The organism is Aquimarina algiphila (assembly GCF_947494415.1).
In the GTDB taxonomy this organism is placed as follows: Bacteria; Bacteroidota; Bacteroidia; order Flavobacteriales; family Flavobacteriaceae; genus Aquimarina; species Aquimarina algiphila.
In genome coordinates this window covers 150,548-164,179 of record NZ_CANLVC010000006.1, presented here as the reverse complement: position 1 = coordinate 164,179, position 13,632 = coordinate 150,548, and the positions used below count along the sequence as shown (strand labels likewise).

The 13,632-nt window shown below is 29.9% G+C and carries 20 protein-coding genes; 13 read left to right on the top strand and 7 right to left on the bottom strand.

Annotated elements, in window-relative coordinates; genetic code table 11:
• Positions 1 to 27: 27 nt before the first annotated feature.
• The 5 genes from PQF96_RS10035 to PQF96_RS10015 form a co-directional block, all read right to left on the bottom strand.
• Positions 28 to 399, bottom strand: coding sequence for a hypothetical protein (locus PQF96_RS10035; protein ID WP_271765968.1), 372 nt, complete (start codon positions 397 to 399; stop codon positions 28 to 30).
• A gap of 4 nt (positions 400 to 403) precedes the next feature.
• Positions 404 to 1,921 carry a PIN domain-containing protein gene (locus PQF96_RS10030; protein ID WP_271765967.1) on the bottom strand — a complete coding sequence of 506 codons (1,518 nt, stop codon included), beginning with the start codon at positions 1,919 to 1,921 and terminating at the stop codon, positions 404 to 406.
• Positions 1,918 to 2,517 (bottom strand): ATP-binding protein, encoded by a 600-nt coding sequence (locus tag PQF96_RS10025; RefSeq protein ID WP_271765966.1) that lies wholly within the window; start codon positions 2,515 to 2,517, stop codon positions 1,918 to 1,920. Before PQF96_RS10025 ends, PQF96_RS10030 begins: the two co-directional genes overlap by 4 nt.
• On the bottom strand, positions 2,489 to 3,283 hold the full coding sequence (locus PQF96_RS10020) for an HNH endonuclease (RefSeq protein ID WP_271765965.1): 795 nt from the start codon (positions 3,281 to 3,283) through the stop codon (positions 2,489 to 2,491). Before PQF96_RS10020 ends, PQF96_RS10025 begins: the two co-directional genes overlap by 29 nt.
• Positions 3,284 to 3,478: 195 nt before the next feature.
• Positions 3,479 to 4,486: a DUF2971 domain-containing protein gene (locus PQF96_RS10015; protein WP_271765964.1), complete on the bottom strand. Its 1,008-nt coding sequence runs from the start codon at positions 4,484 to 4,486 to the stop codon at positions 3,479 to 3,481.
• A 531-nt stretch (positions 4,487 to 5,017) separates the two neighbouring features.
• On the opposite strand from PQF96_RS10015, the gene PQF96_RS10010 reads away from it, so the two are divergent.
• The 3 genes from PQF96_RS10010 to PQF96_RS10000 are packed head-to-tail and all read left to right on the top strand — an operon-like array spanning position 5,018 to position 6,223.
• A complete protein-coding gene (locus PQF96_RS10010) occupies positions 5,018 to 5,182 on the top strand; it encodes a hypothetical protein (protein WP_271765963.1) in 165 nt (54 codons plus the stop codon).
• Entirely contained in the window at positions 5,151 to 5,942 is a 792-nt protein-coding gene (locus tag PQF96_RS10005) for a hypothetical protein (RefSeq protein ID WP_271765962.1), read from the top strand. The genes PQF96_RS10010 and PQF96_RS10005 overlap by 32 nt, the downstream gene beginning before the upstream one ends.
• Before the next feature lie 11 nt (positions 5,943 to 5,953).
• Entirely contained in the window at positions 5,954 to 6,223 is a 270-nt protein-coding gene (locus tag PQF96_RS10000) for a hypothetical protein (RefSeq protein ID WP_271765961.1), read from the top strand.
• Between the two features lie 9 nt (positions 6,224 to 6,232).
• Here PQF96_RS10000 and PQF96_RS09995 read toward each other — a convergent pair whose 3' ends face one another.
• Positions 6,233 to 6,664, bottom strand: a complete 432-nt coding sequence (locus PQF96_RS09995) for a hypothetical protein (RefSeq protein WP_271765960.1) — start codon at positions 6,662 to 6,664, stop codon at positions 6,233 to 6,235.
• A 113-nt stretch (positions 6,665 to 6,777) separates the two neighbouring features.
• Here PQF96_RS09995 and PQF96_RS09990 point away from each other — a divergent pair, with 113 nt between their 5' ends.
• From PQF96_RS09990 to PQF96_RS09950, 9 genes are all read left to right on the top strand, one after another.
• Positions 6,778 to 7,095, top strand: a complete 318-nt coding sequence (locus PQF96_RS09990) for a hypothetical protein (protein ID WP_271765959.1) — start codon at positions 6,778 to 6,780, stop codon at positions 7,093 to 7,095.
• Between the two features lie 11 nt (positions 7,096 to 7,106).
• On the top strand, positions 7,107 to 7,388 hold the full coding sequence (locus PQF96_RS09985; protein ID WP_271765958.1) for a hypothetical protein: 282 nt from the start codon (positions 7,107 to 7,109) through the stop codon (positions 7,386 to 7,388).
• A gap of 215 nt (positions 7,389 to 7,603) precedes the next feature.
• Positions 7,604 to 7,819 carry a hypothetical protein gene (locus tag PQF96_RS09980; protein WP_271765957.1) on the top strand — a complete coding sequence of 72 codons (216 nt, stop codon included), beginning with the start codon at positions 7,604 to 7,606 and terminating at the stop codon, positions 7,817 to 7,819.
• Positions 7,820 to 7,822: 3 nt separating this feature from the next.
• Positions 7,823 to 8,212: a hypothetical protein gene (locus PQF96_RS09975; protein ID WP_271765956.1), complete on the top strand. Its 390-nt coding sequence runs from the start codon at positions 7,823 to 7,825 to the stop codon at positions 8,210 to 8,212.
• Positions 8,213 to 8,219: 7 nt separating this feature from the next.
• Positions 8,220 to 9,590, top strand: a complete 1,371-nt coding sequence (locus PQF96_RS09970; RefSeq protein ID WP_271765955.1) for a hypothetical protein — start codon at positions 8,220 to 8,222, stop codon at positions 9,588 to 9,590.
• Positions 9,591 to 9,702: 112 nt separating this feature from the next.
• Positions 9,703 to 9,825: a hypothetical protein gene (locus PQF96_RS09965; RefSeq protein ID WP_271765954.1), complete on the top strand. Its 123-nt coding sequence runs from the start codon at positions 9,703 to 9,705 to the stop codon at positions 9,823 to 9,825.
• A gap of 27 nt (positions 9,826 to 9,852) precedes the next feature.
• Complete coding sequence (locus PQF96_RS09960) at positions 9,853 to 10,170, top strand: hypothetical protein (RefSeq protein ID WP_271765953.1); 318 nt, start codon at positions 9,853 to 9,855, stop codon at positions 10,168 to 10,170.
• 38 nt (positions 10,171 to 10,208) lie between these two features.
• Positions 10,209 to 10,472, top strand: a complete 264-nt coding sequence (locus tag PQF96_RS09955) for a hypothetical protein (protein ID WP_271765952.1) — start codon at positions 10,209 to 10,211, stop codon at positions 10,470 to 10,472.
• A 21-nt stretch (positions 10,473 to 10,493) separates the two neighbouring features.
• Positions 10,494 to 10,823: a hypothetical protein gene (locus tag PQF96_RS09950; RefSeq protein ID WP_271765951.1), complete on the top strand. Its 330-nt coding sequence runs from the start codon at positions 10,494 to 10,496 to the stop codon at positions 10,821 to 10,823.
• Positions 10,824 to 10,869: 46 nt separating this feature from the next.
• Here the strand turns inward: PQF96_RS09950 and PQF96_RS09945 are convergent, their stop codons facing one another.
• Entirely contained in the window at positions 10,870 to 12,129 is a 1,260-nt protein-coding gene (locus tag PQF96_RS09945; RefSeq protein ID WP_271765950.1) for a pentapeptide repeat-containing protein, read from the bottom strand.
• 606 nt (positions 12,130 to 12,735) lie between these two features.
• Here PQF96_RS09945 and PQF96_RS09940 point away from each other — a divergent pair.
• The gene (locus tag PQF96_RS09940) at positions 12,736 to 13,404 is read left to right on the top strand and encodes a hypothetical protein (protein ID WP_271765949.1); all 669 of its coding nucleotides are present in this window, start codon (positions 12,736 to 12,738) and stop codon (positions 13,402 to 13,404) included.
• Positions 13,405 to 13,632 lie beyond the last annotated feature (228 nt).

Sequence of the window (13,632 nt, the reverse complement as noted above, 5' to 3'; positions counted from 1 at the left end):
TCTTTATTGAGTTTTTGTAATCTATTTCTATCTTATATAGGCAAATGATTGAGGTGGGTTCAATCCGAAAGATTTTTTAATGCATAATTGATTTTCATACATTACAGGATTTTTTACTTTAATTGCATACCCTTGATCTTTGCCAGTAAAGTAGTCTTTGTAGTAGCCTTGACTTATTCCAGAAAATTTAGATGTTTTGTCCCAAAGTGAATTTAGATCCTGATGAAATATTGTGTCAATTTCAAATTCTCCTATAACTTTGCTAATAGGAGCTGAAGCATAAACAACAATGTTTTTGACTTCTTGGTTTTTAAATAAAGAACGACGAAATTCAAATTTTTTTGTTCCCTCAAATATTTTAAACGCAAATTCGGGTTTTATTGACAATATTACTTTCATAATCTTATTTAGAACGATAAGCAAATTTAATTAAAGTATTGAATTGGTCATTATTAATTTCTATGAATCCTCTAGGAATATTATGAATATCTTTAATTATATTAAAATCGATTAGATTTTGTAACGTTGGTTTTGGTGTTGGAAATGAATGAGCAAATAGAAGGTTAATAACAAAAGGTCTTATTTTTTGAGACTTATTCCACCATTTTAGTCTTAAATCTTCTTCCTTAATAAAGGTTCTTCTATTGCATATTTGGAAAAATTCTTCGAATGAATGAATATTGTCAAATACTTCATCCACGATACATATTGATGTAATTGTGCTGGTAAACCTTTTTGGACTAGTTTCTCCCATTCGATAGATAAGTACTAAATCCCCTTTTTGAAGATGTCTATCTTTATTGTGGGATATATATACCTTACCAATTCTATTTCTGTGGGGTTCATTTTCGATATAATTTTCTTGGTTTTCCCTGGTATTTATACTATCAGGAAATAGTTCGGTATGATATGTATGCTCAATTTTTATAATATATTTCCTTGTATCTCTTGAAATAAAAGGAAATGTCTTTTTTGGGTTTTCTAAACTAACTGGTAATTCTTTTCCAAATGTTCTAACAAAGACCTTTTCATTTCCATTGTCTGTTTCTTTAATACCCCATTCATTAAAACCCCAATCTTGCAATAAGTAGATAAGTCTTTTTTGTTCCTCCCTTTTATCAAAAATAGTGACATAGATTTCTTCGACCTTGTACTGTATAGCATTGTCAAATACTATTTTTAGAAATCTTTCTCCCAGCTTATATCCAGTAGAAGTAACTTTTAATGTACCTATTTTTAATCTTTTCTTTTTTTTGAATTGTGGTGTTATGTTAGAATATGATTCATCTTTTTTTTCAACTTTTAAATATAGAAATGCTTTCACTATTCCATCAGTTACACAGACATAAGATTCTTTGTCAGATTTATCTGTAAACCATCTTTCAAATTCTTTATAATCTTCTTTAAAAGAATCAAAAAAATCATCAGATAAGCTTATTTTTCCGAAATACTCTTTTCTAACAGATAGTACATTATAATCCTTTAATTCTGGGTTTTCTACAATGCATTTCTCTAAAAAATCATCAATTTTGAACACTCTTTCGGAGACACCTAATATTCTCGCTTTGTGATGTATTCCACGATCTTCAGTAATCAAATAGCCAACCCTGTTGTTATAGATTTCTTTGATAATACTTGTATCTATTTGATCATTTATATTTTTATCAGTTTTTCTTAATTGGAGTATTAAATCTTTATCATCTGATACCGTTTTAAGAAGATTGTAATTCTCGATTTTTATTTTCATTGTATCCACGACCTCAGAATTCTTATAGTTAGAGATTTCCTGTATGGAGAGAGGGTGAACACATTTCTCATATTTTAACTTGTCCAACCAATTGAAAAGTAACCCTATATCTTTATTATAGACTTTACTCGCTTCACGATGAATAATTATATTTGTATCAATTAGTATTCTCATAATTTATTTAAATATTCAAGTACTGAACTTGTGTCACCATTAATTAATGTAAATAAAGGTATATTTAATTTTTTGGATATGTGATTTGCATGTTCAAACTCCATTTTTTGCATTTTCTTGAGAACATTTAATTTGTAAGTAGAGTTATCTCTCTGTTTTAATCTTTCAAAGATTATTGAAGGTTGCATGGTCAGAAGTATTATAGATTCTGGTTGAATTCCTACAAATGTGGAATCATCAATTTTTTCAGGCTCTCCGTTTGAGTTCAATAGCGTGAAATGTCCATCTAGTAAATACTTTTTATTTGGTTGAATAATTTGATTTAGGTTGGTTAATAATCTTTCTTGTGTAGTTGCAAAGTTTTGTACTTTTTTATTTCTCAAGTCACTAATCTCGTTCCATTTGAGAACTTGACTAGCGGATAGATGCTCAAAATTGAATTTTTGTGATAATTCTTTGCAAACAGTTCCTTTTCCAACTCCGTGAATTCCTCCTACAAATATTATCTGTCTATTAATCATAGTGATGGTGCGGTATATTATAAGCGTTGTTGTGTGTGGTACTTTTTTATACTGTTTCTCTCTCGTTTTCTCCAATTATAGGACTTCGATTATTATTTTTACTCAACCAATCTAGATATCCATTTATTTCTGGGTTGGTTATATTTATCACATATTCTATTCCAAAAAGGATAAGCACAAAATAGAGTTGCTTTTCTTGTAAATAAACTAAATTTTGTTCGTGCAAAACCTCATAAGGAACATCAGAAACATTTGGATTGAAAAAACGGTCAGTTTCGTTATATACTCTTCTTTGATGATATTCCCAATACTTATTCTGAGTTCCGTAACGAGCATAATTCCTTAGAGGGTTTAATTCTTCTTTTTCTATAAGCATTTCATTCCATCCTACGTGAGGAAAAAATCTTTGAGCTAAGCTTTCTATAGCAACTTTTGCTAAAAATCTCGATAATATTTTATCATTTGGTTCTGGTTCTTGAATTATCGGAATAATCATATGTTTAAAATTCCCGTTTAAAATTCCGTTGAAAATTTTAGAGTCTTCAACAACAACTTCTGTTTTACCGTCCCTCGTTTTCAAAACATCAACTTCTCCGCCAATTATTCCTTTAGATTTAGGAATTTTTCTTTTTTTATTTTCAATTAGATTTCTATGTCTAACTTCCGTGAAATACTTTTTTTCCAACAATTTCTTTTCAATTTTTAATGCAAAATATTGATTGCATTTGTCGCAGACTATTCCTCTAGATAGAATATGAGTTTTGTTTCCAAGAGATTCTGGAATAATGTGTTCTACACTTTTAGAACTATCTGATATTTCTTTGCAAAAAATGCAATTCATTGCTAGTTTTTTATATTAAACACAGTGTTATAAGTATATGTCATAGTACAGTAAAATGTTACCGAACTATAGGCAAATCTGCATTTGTTTTATACATTTCTCATACTAAAATCATTAAGGCCTTATGAATATAGAAGAACCAATCGAGATTAATCACTAATCAACTATGATCATATATATAGTATTACCAATGGGTTATTTTTGATGAAAACCTTCATTTTTACGAATAATACTTAATGTGTCATCATTTAATTTATTAAATTCAATACGTTCAGCACTTCTCATAAACTGTTTATCATTTTCAAATTCTCCGCAAAAATAGATTCGATCATTAAAGTTTTCATATAGATAATTAACAAAATCTAAGTCAGCAGACCGTTTTAACTTATATGTATATGGGTTTATTATTTTTTCAATATTACTTCCATTAAAAAAAAGTTTACCAATTGCAATAGATTTTATTGCTTTTCTGGGGTAGTATATTTTTCTCTCATTTTCACCTTTCATGTCTTCCATTGGAGCAATTATAGAATGTGGTATTCCATAATTATCTGTAAACGGAACAAGTCTCCATTCATTTTCATATGACCAATCTTTTCTCTTAATTCCTACGGAATATAAAAAAGGAATATCTGGTGATTTGAAACCTTCTTGAAAACAATCAATACTTTCCAGAATATCAACATATTGAACCGGGAATAATGCATAATTCTTTAAATTACGATTTTCCTTTTTTAGATTTTGTTTGACATCATTAAAATCTAATTCGATCATAAAGCCTTTTTCAGAAGCATAATGGGCCCACATCAAGGTGTGTAGTGGCTCAGTGGTTAATGAGATTATTCCTGAACCGTTAGTAATGAAGTTAAAAAGGTGATGTCTAATGGTTGAAAAATTGTTATTCTTGTCTTGTTTAAAATCAACTTCGATTACTTGGTCTAATCCTGTTTTTGAGAAAAAAGCATTATACTGTTTTTTAGATATATTCGAAAAATCCCACAATAAATTTGAACAATCCATTGAATCATTCAAATGAAAAGGGTGACTGCAAAATAAATATTGATTGGTTAGGGCATCTATACTATTACTATTATTGGGATAGTATTTGAATATAGAAGTAGGCTCTTCAATATTCGATTCGACTTCAAAATTGTTATAATCATTAAGTCTATAAATGAAATTTCCATATTTATATTCAGTCATGTTTTTGTTTGTTTGTAACAAGAATATAAAAAGTCACGTGACCTTTATATCGCATATCTGGTTATTTAAGATTGAAGTTAATACCTAGGAGGAGGGGTAAAATATAATGCCTACATATTATTTTCAAAAACGTTTAAAATTAAGCAGTTACATTTCTCTAATTTGTTAAAGAATACATTTTCTGTAACATGTGCCTATTTGTTATAGTTATATTTATAATTCCTACCCTTTATCAAGAGTTCTTTGATAAGTAATAATAATTATGAAACGCTATGCAATTTAGTAAAATAAATTGTAAAGTCAATTGTGGTAAACCGCAATAAAAACAATGCTTACGAGTGTTTTTTTGCGGAAAAACCGTAACCGGATAGCAGGGAAATGTCCCTATATTTGAAGAAGAAATTAACACAACTCACTAACATATGATATATGACTACTATTGTTAATAATACACTTACTAATTAATTAAAATACTTAGTTTTTTTGATCTTTTGAGGTCTACTTTTGTATAAACCGATAAAATTGATCAAGATGAAAAAATTAGTAACAGTATCAGCATTTGTAGTCTTTGGATTATCAATATCTAGTTGTGAGACAACAGATGTAAATGATGAAATCTACGAATCAGAATTACAATTGGTCGACCCGAGCAATGACGGAACCATTGACGAAGACGACAGAAGAGAAGGAGAATAATAGAATAAAAATTTTACCATTTATAAAAGGGGTACTAGCATTTTTGTTAGTTACCCTTTCTTTATTTCATGTTTTCTTCGATAGTAAATCTAATAAGTTGCCATCAAATAATGAAAAATATGATAGCGCTATTGCTCATAGGAATAATTCTCAGAAACAATATTTGGAGGATTTAAAAAATAGAGTAATTGATATTGATGAATACTATATATTAACAAATCAATTGATTAAATCTTCAAAAGAGAATTTGAAACTAATTAATGACGAAATGCGTCAAATTAATAGAGAGCATTCTTTTCGTGGAAGATCTAGTTTTCATTTTTGGATATTTGTTTTTGGTCTGATTACAGCACTTTTCTTTTTTAGTTGTAAATCACTTCACGATGATTTCTCCCGTGGAAGTACTTTTAAATTTCATTTTGTTTCTTCCTCTGGTATCTTGATTTCGATATTTTGGCTTATTCACCTCACCTTTCTTACTCAAAAGGACTTTAATCATAATAAATATGTTTTAATAATATTAGTCAGCGCTCTTTTATTTAGCGTTTTTACTTATTTCTTAGTCAAATATTATACTTATAAAGACGACATAATTTATAAACAGCTTTCATTTCTGGAAAGGATAAGAGCTTTACATTATCCAAAAATAGCGTTAAAAGCTAAGTATGCTGAAAAAGCAGGATTGATTGAAAAGTCTGATTTGGATAATGACATTGATGAGTTTCAAGATGATTTGAGAGAGGTTATAAGAAATATTTGAACAGGTTGTTGATGAGAAGAGTTATGATTAAAAAATTGTTAGAGATATTTAGAAGGCGACGTTATGTCAAAAAAGTACAAAGAGATATAACCGAATCTGATCTAAAAAAGGAATTGGATGAAGTTGAGAAAAATGCAACTAACAAATACAAAGAGTATAAACGTAGAAATATGGAAATACAAATATTGAGAGAAGTATTAGAGGAAAGCGATAAGCTTTACTCTGAAAGTGAAATCAATTCATTGTTTAATTCAATAATGGTTGAAACTCAAAAGCTTTGATTTTTTAAATTAATTATTTTGCTTTTTCTTTAAAATAACTTCCTTCAATTTCTGCATTTCTTCTTCATACTTTGTTTTTTCTTCATCAAGTTGTAATAGCCTAATGTTTCCCTCAATATATTTTTTGAATAAATCATCTTTTATTAGCTTTTCGTTATTATCTATTAGATAACGAATTAAACTTTTGACGTCTTCTTTTGGAAAATTATTTGAGTTATTCGAACTACCGTTTAACATGATTCCATTCCCTGTTAATAGCCATTCTGCTGAGATTTCAGGAAAAGTACTTAGAATAGTGTTTAATGTTTCATCTTTAAGGTTGGAGTTTCTTTTTATTGCCGTTTGAATAGAGTTATTTGATAATCCCGTAGTCTTCTCAAATCCACTGATACTTAGATTTTTATGTTTTATTATTTGTTCTACTCTATTTATAGGCTTCATATTCTTTTTCTATATAAATACAAACGATATTCTATTTTAAATAGAATAGTGTTTGTGATTTAGAATAATGTTTATATATTTGTAGTGTTCTACAACCACAATACAGCAAATATATGGAAACTACTACAAATAAAATAGATAACCGTACGGTTAAGCCCTACCCAGATCCAATTGACATTCATACAGAAGTATTACAGATTTATAACATCATGCCAAGGGGCACCAGAGAACTAGCCGCACAAAAATATGGCTGTGCTGGATGGTACTTTAAAAACCTGATTACAGACATTAAAACAGATATGTCAAAAATGAAGATGATCGTTAAATCTATTTCAGAAGCTAGCAGTGAGCATGAAAATAATATCAGGACCAATAATAAAGAGCTGCAAAAAATGGCTTTGGATTTTACCAAGAAATATACAACAACTTAAAAAGGAAAAGAATGGATACATCAATACTTAATTTAGAAGGAAAAGAGGTAGTTGTGGTGGATAAGCAGGTCTTTCTAGATCTTGTATATCAAACAGCTGCTGATATGCGGGAGAGTAAACGCAAGAAGATTTGTAATCTAAGAGAAGCATTAGAAATCATGGGATGTGGTAAAACCAAATTCTATCAAATGCTTAATGATCCTAAATGCTTGATCAGAAAATCAAGTGTAAATGGCAGGTATCAAGTAGAATCTTTAGATAGAGAATTAAACAGGCAAAGTAAACTTAGGTAAAGGATTTGACCTTCTCATAACAACAATACATATTCGTAAAACCCAAAATATTATGATAACTATTTTAAGCATCTTTTTATTGGTCATAACACTTAGTGTTATCGCATATCGAGCAGACCAATTCTATAAACGAGTAAAATTTTAAAGTACATCAATCGCCATTAAACCGTACGGTTTTTTCACCCTTTAATGTAATAACGTAAAACCATAAACTTATGAATCAAGAAGAGTTTAGTGTCATTTCGAGTACTATGGATCGAAATATATTTTTCATCTTAAGAGAGAGTGGCAGTGAGATTAAAGTTTTGATCTCAGATTCTAATGCGAATGAGAAAATCTATTACGCGATTAGAAATCAATATCTGGTTAGTCCAGTATCGCTTACAGATGATGAAATACAATACTTCCAAACTCATCTTAAAACGGCCTAAACTATGAAATTCAGAATTTTAAAAGAAGATAAGGTAGTAGTAGCGTCTGTTTTTGTTGCTATAATTTTATTATCCGTTGTAATCATAGATGGTTCTATGGCTAACAAAGAACAGTTTAACGGCACGGTTATCGATAAATATTTTCAAGATGGTCATTCTAATCTAAACATAGGTACAATTACAGACGTAAAAGGGAGCTCAGGCATCATCTCTTCTGTAGAATATCAATCAGAAAAATTCATCATAGTTGTTAAAACGGAGAATGATCATATAACCTCGATCAATGTTTCCTCCAGCACCTATTATAGAACACCTATTGGCAACCCTATTAAATACATAACCTCCAAAGGTTTTTTTACTGGCCTTACCTGGAATTCCTACATATTTAAATAATATAATCATGTCAGATCATACATCAATACCCCGTCATACGTTTGATTTTTCGAAGCTATTTATAGCAACAAAAGATTTTGTTGATCAGCATAATGTGTCAGAAATCGAACTAAAGAGCAAATTAAATGCAAATCATCGTGCCACTGCTGAAATGATTACTAGGTTATATGCAAAACAATTGAATCATGCACTAGCCTTGGGCGATACCATGGAGAATGGATTACCTGGTTTCAGGACCTATAATAGCTCTATGGCAACCGCCAAAGGATGTACGGTTAAAACAATCAAAAACCACAGGAAACGCCTTCAAAGTGCAGGGTTTATTACAGGAGAGATTAATCATGGTGCAATGGGGATCGAGTTATTGATTAATGAAAGTGTTTTTTCACTCAGAAAACAGACTAAAAACCACAATTTTTTAGAGGCTGAAAAATCTCTTAAAAGTTGTCCAAATAAGGGAGAAAGGAAAAATTTACCCCCATTAGTTCATGTACATCAAGAACAAAATAATATAAATAGCATTGTGGATAATAAGGAACGTCGTCTATCGCCTCCTCTCGATAATGAGACCTACGGTACAGGTACACCACAAGAACAACACATGAACACGGGCGAAAGTAAAAACTCCAAAATGGAACAAGCTAAGAGCGGCGCAAAATTTTCAAACAAAAATCAAGATACGGGCGGAAGTGAAAAGGCTATTACTGATGATATTACCAAAAAATCAGTTTCAGTTTCTTCCAAACAAGGCAGTCCGGAGGATTCACCAAATAAAAAGGTTAACATAGGCATGCAAAGCCCTCACATTGTCAATGGTGATACTCCGGATATGTCTTTTTTACTGGGATTGGTGCGACAATTTTGGTTTTATGCAAAAAGCATTTTATATCCAGACATGATTTTAACTGATGTAGAGAATGACCAGATCTTAAATCTAATTTGGGCTTCGGTATATAGAAAATTCACGGTTAAAGGTACAGTTAAAGACTATCAGGAGAATCAAAAAATCCTCGAAAAACGTATTGATATGGTCGCCAAATGGCTGAGTCGGAGCCCGAATCGTTGGATACCCGTACCAGAGGTATATTTTAATCAATTCAATACCCGAAATGGTTTTGATAAAACCTATCAATGGTTTATGAAGCAGGAAGCTTTAAAAGCTGCTGTTCGCAATGATTTAGTGCTACAAAGAGCAGAAAAAGAATGGAGGGATCACGATAAAGGCCAAGGGCAGTTTAAAAATAAATCACGACTGCAGCTCTTCGAAATTCAGAGAAAACGAATTAGTAAAATTAAAGATGAAAAACTATACCAGGAGTATCAGACTTTGATTCATAAATATTCAAAAACTAAAAATCATAATGATAGCAAATATTGATAATAAGAATGCACTCACAAAGTGTATCGTGTATTTCTATGATGGCAATTGCCGAACGTTTTATAGCCTTGATTTAAAACATAAAAATGGGCAAAGAAATAAGGCACTAGGAATGCGGCGACTTGATAAGATGTTGAGAGAAACATTTAAAGGGCAATGGGAAACGGCTATTATTTATGATAACAAGCCTAATGGAACCGAACTGGCTAAATACAAAAGAGGAATAAGGATCTAATACATTCTGATAAAACAACAGAGCGGCATGAAAAAAATCAAAGTCAAGATAAATACTATGGAGATCGAAGTTTTGAATGAGATATTTTACTTCATCAATAGGATAACCGATCCTAACCGGGAATCTAGAGTGGCCAGAAGTGCTTTATTATCTATCAGCAAAAGATTAAAAAGTAAAACGATGAATACATATCCTAAAAACAAAAAACTGAGTTTTACGATGGCCTTTTATGAAGCTCATTTTCTTGAGCTGTTTTTAAAAGATATTCATAGGTATGACTTCGGGGAATATGCCTGGAATGTTATTCTTACTTTAAAAAATGAATTGAATCAACAACTAGCGTAATCATCTAAATAGGAATAAAAATCAAAAAAGAAAAGTGTATGGAGGCATATAAAACGAATAATAAACGGCCTTTACCATGGTCACCATCAAAAAGTGAAGTTTTCAGGATCTATGTAAAACTTAATCAAGTAACTGTAAAGGAAGAGATACGTGAGATAATGATAAAACATCGAAACAAAACGGAAGATGAAGTTAGAAACGTAAGGATTTTACTTCATCCAGAGTTTGTTTCTATTGTAAAATTATTTGGTATTCCCCAGGGTTATTACCCTCCAGATGGATTCTTTGACCAACCTTTCTAGATTAGTGATACTATGAGTGGAATGAATTACGAAATACAGAATCGAAAACTACAATCATACAAGCACACCTTTGATTACAATTTTTGCAAACGAAAGTATAATGAGTACGCTCGAATGACTTCGGAAGAATTCAAAGAGTGTTTAAAGGACACTCAAAAACTTGGAGAAATAGGGCATTTATGTTGTTTTATCCTCTGGGTTAAGAATAAGGAACGACATGAATACAGAGGTGCTTTAGGGGATTACGGGATAATCCACTTGTTATTTCATTGTGTAGAAGCAAAACATCATACAGAAATACATGCAGAGTATATTCATATGTTATTTAAGGAGGATATTAAATTGGTATAGTATAAACGCCTTAAGAGACATTAGAATATTTGAAAGTCATTAAGAATTATTGTTCTTGAAGTATATGAATAGCGTTATTTTGAATATCATTGTATTCATTCAATGAAACTTTATATGCATTCCTTATCAAATCCCATCCATCTGGACGCTCTTTGGATCCTATTCGTTCAATAAAATCTTTATCAACCCAATTATGGGAGTTGATAAACTTAATTGTATCCTTCGTATAGGTCTTGTTAACAAATTGGTTTGTAATGTTGAACATGAATTTTCTGGTATGAGGGTTTATTACTTCACGTAGAATCCAACTATCATGATTTGGTTCATCAATAAACTTAGAATTAAATTGTACAAGCATTGTTTTTTTTGAATAGAGATTAGAAAGTTCAACATTTTTTAAGGTTGCATTCTCTAATATTATGTTTCGTAAGTCGGTGCACCTGATCATTGTATTCTCAATTGAAGAGAAATCTAATCTTGCTCCCTTAAAGGTGCTTTTCCATATAAGTGAACCTCTAATTTTTGAACCAATAAGAATCGTGTTTTTAAAAGAACAATTCATAATTAAAGTTCCAGATAAATGTACACCAGGTAAATATGCATTATCAAAATTTACATTTGTTAACTTAATATTTGTCAAATTTGCATGAGAAAAAGTTGCGTTTTTAATTATTTCCTTAAAGGATTTTTTAGATATATTATATTTTATAAGAGAATATAATATAAAACCTCTTTCATTAGATTTTAACTTTTTCGTGCTGTCATAATAAGTATATTCTGGTTTTATGTAAAATGTTAATGCAGCAATTCTTTTTATCAAAAGATCACTCAAATCTCTTTTTTTATTATTCTCATCTCTTAATTCTTTCTCAATATCTACTATCAAGTCGTTTATTAATACAGAGATTGATTGATTTTTGTTATTTTCATCTAAATAATATTGCCTTTTTATATATTGATTTTGTTTCAATAAACTTATTGTTTGTATGGTACTTAGCGTGAATGGTATTAACATAACTATGACACCGAAAAGACTTACTCCAATAACCCTTCTTATTATTGAAGAAATAAGATCAGCTACTCTATCGTTATCTATTCTGTTTTCTGATCTTAAGTCTGCTATAAAAGCTTTTATACTTTTATTCAATCTAGGACCAAAAAAGATTTTAGTGATTAATTGAAAAATCCGATGACTTAATTTGTATAATTTTTTTCTCCTATTTTTTTCTTTGTTTTTTAAGTTATTGATTTCAGTTTTTAAATTCTTATTTTCTAGTTCGAGATTATTGCAATCAGAATTTTCCATGAAGATATTTGTATTAAAAACTAACTAAGTATAGATTAAGAATTAAATAAATAATGAGTTATGAAATAATGTTGTTAGAATTTTTAAATTTAAATAATTGGTTGTGATTGTTTTAGGGGGAAATCACCCTTTGTTTTAAAAAGGTATAATTAAACTAACAATGTTAACCAAATTTATCCCTTAGTTTACAAAACATAAAAAGAGAGATAAAGAGCTATAAAAAAGAAAAACTTATTTCTGTAATATTTAGCTTAGGTTATAACATCACTAAAAGGTTGCACAATTTTATTCTTCGTAATTTAAAAATACCCATTAGTGGGTATTTTATTAATAATTTGAAATTTTTAATTTGCTATTGTTAAGATAAAGGGAGATGAAATATTATTTATATAATCATACACAGTGATCAAAACTATCTTGAAATAATAATTAAATATCTCCCAAACTTTAAACACATTAAGCACTCCCACATTTGTCATAATTAGTATTAAGATTAAGAAATATAGTTATACCATGATAACCTATATCTCCCATATTTAAGATATATAGTTACTAGGGTAATTATATCTAATTGTTAGCCATAATACAAATCAAAAACTGTAGAATATGAGAAAATCAATTTTATTATTTGTAACACTAATTGTTTTCACAAATATTTTTGGGCAAAACGAATCGACTGATTCAAACACTATGAAAATTTTGAATCTGAATCCAAATATGACTTGTGAGGAAGCCCTCAAAATTATTCAAACTGGAAATGAAGAGCCTGAATCTTTTAATTATGCTCTCTCGGTTTTGTCTAAATGCAATACTGAAAAATGGAACGAAGAAAATCCAAACGATAAGAGAGTTACTGTTGCTCATTACGATGAAAAAAAAGAAAAAGTACTATTCAATACTTTAGATTACGAAACTGCAGAAGAAATAAGAGATGCTTCAAAATATATAATTGACTTATATTCTGCCGAAATTGGCCAATATGAGCCAGTCACAGGAATAATTGTATATCTTGGAGGAAAATATAGTGCAGATGCTTACTTTAATGCAGCAGTTAGTAATGACCCATTTTTATTTCTCTCACCTACTATGATTCCGGGAAATGAATTAACCGAAGATGTGATAAAAGAAATTGGTCGCTTTGGAAAGAAAAGTGAGAAAGCGATAAAAAAAGCTGGAAAAAAAGTAGAACGACATTTAAAGAAATATCCAGAAGATGCAATAATTCCAGGTTCTGGAGCTATTAGGAAAATAGGAAAGAAATTGTTTAAGTGGTAAAAGTACTATGGCTAACAATGGTTATGAACAATGGTAAAAATGAAAAAAGAACAATATATAAGGATGATGTCTGAATTCAGGTCGATCATTAAATATATTACTCAAATGGCAGTTGCGTCTCTAATTCTTCCAATAGTATTCTATAGAAATATAATTGGCGTACAAGACACTATTTCAATAATGAACGTTGCAAATTGGCAATTAAAATTTTCTTGGATTAGTGTATTT

Coding starts and splice junctions, on each gene's coding strand:
- PQF96_RS09940 (WP_271765949.1), top strand. CDS start 12,736: ATGAGAAAATCAATTTTATTATTTGTAACACTAATTGTTTTCACAAAT.
- PQF96_RS09985 (WP_271765958.1), top strand. CDS start 7,107: ATGGATACATCAATACTTAATTTAGAAGGAAAAGAGGTAGTTGTGGTG.
- PQF96_RS10010 (WP_271765963.1), top strand. CDS start 5,018: ATGAAAAAATTAGTAACAGTATCAGCATTTGTAGTCTTTGGATTATCA.
- PQF96_RS09975 (WP_271765956.1), top strand. CDS start 7,823: ATGAAATTCAGAATTTTAAAAGAAGATAAGGTAGTAGTAGCGTCTGTT.
- PQF96_RS09950 (WP_271765951.1), top strand. CDS start 10,494: ATGAATTACGAAATACAGAATCGAAAACTACAATCATACAAGCACACC.
- PQF96_RS10020 (WP_271765965.1), bottom strand. CDS start 3,283: ATGAATTGCATTTTTTGCAAAGAAATATCAGATAGTTCTAAAAGTGTA.
- PQF96_RS09995 (WP_271765960.1), bottom strand. CDS start 6,664: ATGAAGCCTATAAATAGAGTAGAACAAATAATAAAACATAAAAATCTA.
- PQF96_RS09970 (WP_271765955.1), top strand. CDS start 8,220: ATGTCAGATCATACATCAATACCCCGTCATACGTTTGATTTTTCGAAG.
- PQF96_RS10015 (WP_271765964.1), bottom strand. CDS start 4,486: ATGACTGAATATAAATATGGAAATTTCATTTATAGACTTAATGATTAT.
- PQF96_RS09945 (WP_271765950.1), bottom strand. CDS start 12,129: ATGGAAAATTCTGATTGCAATAATCTCGAACTAGAAAATAAGAATTTA.
- PQF96_RS09990 (WP_271765959.1), top strand. CDS start 6,778: ATGGAAACTACTACAAATAAAATAGATAACCGTACGGTTAAGCCCTAC.
- PQF96_RS10030 (WP_271765967.1), bottom strand. CDS start 1,921: ATGAGAATACTAATTGATACAAATATAATTATTCATCGTGAAGCGAGT.
- PQF96_RS10035 (WP_271765968.1), bottom strand. CDS start 399: ATGAAAGTAATATTGTCAATAAAACCCGAATTTGCGTTTAAAATATTT.
- PQF96_RS09965 (WP_271765954.1), top strand. CDS start 9,703: ATGCGGCGACTTGATAAGATGTTGAGAGAAACATTTAAAGGGCAATGG.
- PQF96_RS09955 (WP_271765952.1), top strand. CDS start 10,209: ATGGAGGCATATAAAACGAATAATAAACGGCCTTTACCATGGTCACCA.
- PQF96_RS09980 (WP_271765957.1), top strand. CDS start 7,604: ATGAATCAAGAAGAGTTTAGTGTCATTTCGAGTACTATGGATCGAAAT.
- PQF96_RS10000 (WP_271765961.1), top strand. CDS start 5,954: ATGAGAAGAGTTATGATTAAAAAATTGTTAGAGATATTTAGAAGGCGA.
- PQF96_RS09960 (WP_271765953.1), top strand. CDS start 9,853: ATGAAAAAAATCAAAGTCAAGATAAATACTATGGAGATCGAAGTTTTG.